Origin of the sequence: Roseateles sp. (genome assembly GCF_049240545.1) — a bacterium.
Taxonomy (GTDB): Bacteria; Pseudomonadota; Gammaproteobacteria; order Burkholderiales; family Burkholderiaceae_C; genus Paucibacter_A.
Map to the genome: position 1 here is coordinate 1 of NZ_JBMLSK010000118.1, position 1,111 is coordinate 1,111.

The window sequence follows — 1,111 nt, forward strand, 5'->3', positions numbered from 1 at the left end:
CTAGTCCACTGAATCAGAAGAATTGGTGGTGTCGCCGATTCGGGTTGTCGTACTTCCACTTGATCGGCTTGGGGCTCTTGTTGTGCTCGCGGATGTAGCGCATGAGCTTCTTGTCCAGGTCCTTGACGGAGGTGAAGATGCCCCGACTGATGACGTCGCGCTGGATGCGGGAGAACCAGTTCTCGACCTGGTTGAGCCAGGACGAGTAGGTGGGCGTGTAGTGGATCCGGACGTTGCTGTGCTCGGCCAGGAAGGCCTCGACCAGGTCGGTCTTGTGGCTGCTCACGTTGTCGCAGATGACGTGGATCTCGCGGCCTACGGGCTGGCTGGCGACCACGTCACCCAGGAAGCCGACGAACTGCTCGCTGGTGTGGCGCGGTGCGGTCATGCCCAGCACCTCGCCGGTGGCGGTGTTCAGCGCGGCGAACAGGCTCAGGGTGCCGTTGCGCTTGTACTCGAAGCCATGGCTCTCGGCGCGGCCGGGCGCCAGCGGCAGCATCCGGTCCTTGCGGTCGAGCGCCTGGATCGCCGTCTTCTCGTCCACGCAGAACACGGCTGCATGTGCCGGCGGATTGAGGTACAGGCCGATCACATCGGCAGCCTTGGACTCGAAGTCGGGATCGTTGGAGACGAGGTGCCGATCGAGACGGTGCGGCTGCAGGCCGTGCTTGCGCCAGATGCGCTGCACAGCGGAGAACGAGACGTCGCCCAGTTCGGCCGCCAGCTTGCGGCTGCTCCAGTGCGTGGAGCCGTCCTTGGGTTGGTGCTTCAGCGTCTTGTTCAGCACGCGCGCCTCCAGCTTGGCAACCGGCTGCACCGGCGCGCGGCCAGGGTGCAACGAAACCAGCCCAGCCAGCCCTTGAAGCTCAAAGGCCTGCGTCCAGCGCGTGACGAACGCGTCGTTGCAGGCCAGCTTGGTACGGATGTCCACGCGGCGCTCGCCGTCGGCCCACAGCAGCACGCACCGCGCACGCCGTGCCAGAGCCGCGCTGCCACTGCGCTTGCGGATCACCGCCTCAAGATCGCCGCGCTCGTCGGCCGTCAAAGTCATTCTGTGCATGCCCTCTAAGATGGAGCATACACAGCCGATTTCAATGCTTCAGTGGACTAG

1 protein-coding gene is annotated in these 1,111 nt (G+C 64.6%); it reads right to left on the minus strand.

The window, feature by feature from the left end; translation table 11 throughout:
* Positions 1-13: 13 nt before the first annotated feature.
* Complete coding sequence (locus tag ACOVRJ_RS08120; protein WP_422043381.1) at positions 14-1,060, minus strand: IS630 family transposase; 1,047 nt, start codon at positions 1,058-1,060, stop codon at positions 14-16.
* Between the last annotated feature and the right edge of the window lie 51 nt (positions 1,061-1,111).